At 76.2% G+C, this 2159-nt stretch carries 4 protein-coding genes; all 4 read left to right on the forward strand.

What is annotated here, in order from left to right:
- Positions 1-192: 192 nt before the first annotated feature.
- On the forward strand, positions 193-1047 hold the full coding sequence (locus DZG00_RS14875) for an alpha/beta fold hydrolase (protein ID WP_119383144.1): 855 nt from the start codon (positions 193-195) through the stop codon (positions 1045-1047).
- Positions 1040-1606: a TetR/AcrR family transcriptional regulator gene (locus DZG00_RS14880; RefSeq protein WP_119383145.1), complete on the forward strand. Its 567-nt coding sequence runs from the start codon at positions 1040-1042 to the stop codon at positions 1604-1606. Before DZG00_RS14875 ends, DZG00_RS14880 begins: the two co-directional genes overlap by 8 nt.
- Before the next feature lie 32 nt (positions 1607-1638).
- Positions 1639-2007 (forward strand): YidH family protein, encoded by a 369-nt coding sequence (locus tag DZG00_RS14885; protein WP_119383146.1) that lies wholly within the window; start codon positions 1639-1641, stop codon positions 2005-2007.
- Positions 2004-2159, forward strand: a 156-nt coding sequence (locus DZG00_RS14890) for a DUF202 domain-containing protein (protein ID WP_147360042.1), incomplete at its 3' end; no start/stop codon positions are given. The genes DZG00_RS14885 and DZG00_RS14890, both read left to right, overlap by 4 nt.

The raw sequence follows: 2159 nt of genomic DNA on the forward strand, positions 1-2159 counted from the left end.
CGCTCATCGTCGCGGCGTCGTACGCGGGGCAGGCGATCGAGCGGCGGCACCGGGCGCGGATCGCCGCGGCGGCCGGCCGGCCCGACCCCGACGAGCGGAGCGTGCGTGACCGCCCGACCGAGCCGGGTCTGGCGCATTCCGGCTAACGGTGTTAGCTTATGGCTATTCCCATTAGCCACCTCGGAGGACGACATGACCCACGCACTGCAGATCGGCGCGGAGACCCTCGCCTACGACCTCGAGGGCGACGGCCCGCTCGTCGTCCTCGCCCACGGCATGGGCGACAGCCGCCGCTCCTACCGCTCCGTCGTGCCGGCCCTCGTGGCCGCCGGCTACCGGGTCGCGAACGTCGACATCCGCGGCTGCGGCGAGTCGAGCACCGGCTGGACCGGGTACAGCCGCACCGACATCGCCGGCGACCTCGTCGCCCTCGTGCGGCACCTCGGCGGCCCGGCGGTCATCGTCGGCCAGTCCATCAGCGGCGGCGCGGCGACCATCGCGGCCGCCACGGCGCCCGACCTCATCACCGGCATCGTCGAGCTCGCGCCCTTCACGCGCACGCAGTCGACGGATCTCCGCGGCCTCCTCCGCGAGCGCACCCACCGCGCCGCGACCGTCCAGCTCGGCCGCGTCCTCCTCACCGGGAACCTCGGCGCGTGGATGCGGTACCTCGACCTGGCGTTCCCCGCGAAGCCCGCGGACTGGGAGGCCGAGAGCGGCCGGATCCGCGACGCCCTGACGCGCCCCGAGCGCATGGCGACCCTCCGCGCGATGGCGAAGACGAGCCCCGCCGACGCCGGCGCGAAGCTCGCCGACGTGCGCTGCCCCGTGCTCGTGGTCGAGGGGAGCGCGGATCCCGACTGGGCCGACCCCCGCGCCGAGGGCGAGCGGATCCTCGCCGACCTGCCCGCCGGCCTCGGCGAGCTCGCCGTCATCGAGGGCGCCGGACACTACCCGCACGCCGAGACGCCGGACCGGGTCGTCGACCTGCTGCTGCCGTTCCTCGGCCGCACGCTCCACGCGGCGACCCCGGGCGCCCGTGCCTAGGGCCGGCCTCGACGCGGCCGCCGTCACCGAGGCCGGCGCGACGCTCGCCGACGAGATCGGCCTCGACCGGCTGAGCATGGGCGCCGTCGCCGAGCGGCTCGGGGTTCGGACGCCGTCGCTCTACAAGCACGTCGACTCGCTGGCGGACCTCGTCCACCGGATCGCCGTGCTCGGCGCCACCGAGGTGGCCGCGTCCATGGGCGACGCGACCCGCGGCCGGGCGGGCGTCGACGCGCTCGCGGGCGCCGCGCACTCGATGCGGGACTACGTGCGGCAGCATCCCGGCCGGTACGCGGCGGGCGTGCGCGCCCGGCCCGTGGGTGACGACGACCCGCTGATCCCCGCCCGCGACCGCACCCTCGACGCGCTCGGCACCGTGCTGCACGGGTACGAGCTCGACGAGGCCGACCGGATCCACGCCCTCCGCACCCTGCGCAGCGTGCTGCACGGCTTCGCGACGCTCGAGGCGTCGGACAGCTTCCAGATGAGCACCGACATCGAGGAGAGCTTCGCGTGGACGCTCGACTTCATCGACCGGGGGCTCCGGGACCGGTCGTGACGCGCGTCGCCGGCGTCCGGGAGGATGGCCGCATGACCGCTCCCGACCGCCGCTTCCCGCGCCGCGTGTACCGCGAGGGCGCCGAGCCCGACGTGCGGTTCACGCTCGCGAACGAGCGCACGTTCCTCGCCTGGATCCGCACCTCGCTCGCGCTCCTCGCCGGCGGGGTCGCGCTCGAGGCGCTGGGGCTCGGGCTGCAGCCGGGGTTCCGGCTCGCGGCGTCGATCGTGCTGATCGTCACCGGCATCGCCGCGCCCGCGCAGGCCTGGATCGGCTGGATGCGCACCGAGCGCGCCCTGCGCCGCGACCGCCCGCTCCCGTCCGCGAGGCTGTCGTTCCCGCTCGCGATCGCCGTGGTCGTCGCCGGGCTGCTCGTGCTGCTGGGCGTGCTGACGGCGTGAGCGCCCCGGATCCGGCCGGGCACCCCTTCGACCCCGGCCTCCAGCCCGAGCGCACGGCCCTCGCCTGGCGACGGACGGCGCTCGCCCTCGTCGCCGGATCCCTGCTCGGGCTGCGCGCGCTCCCGACGCTCCTCGGGGCGGCCGGCCTCGTG

The sequence above is a fragment of the Clavibacter lycopersici genome, from assembly GCF_003576405.1.
GTDB lineage: Bacteria > Actinomycetota > Actinomycetes > Actinomycetales > Microbacteriaceae > Clavibacter > Clavibacter lycopersici.

Bases quoted from the DNA above. Each gene is read 5' to 3' on its own strand.
- DZG00_RS14875 (WP_119383144.1), top strand. From the start codon at position 193: ATGACCCACGCACTGCAGATCGGCGCGGAGACCCTCGCCTACGACCTC.
- DZG00_RS14885 (WP_119383146.1), top strand. From the start codon at position 1,639: ATGACCGCTCCCGACCGCCGCTTCCCGCGCCGCGTGTACCGCGAGGGC.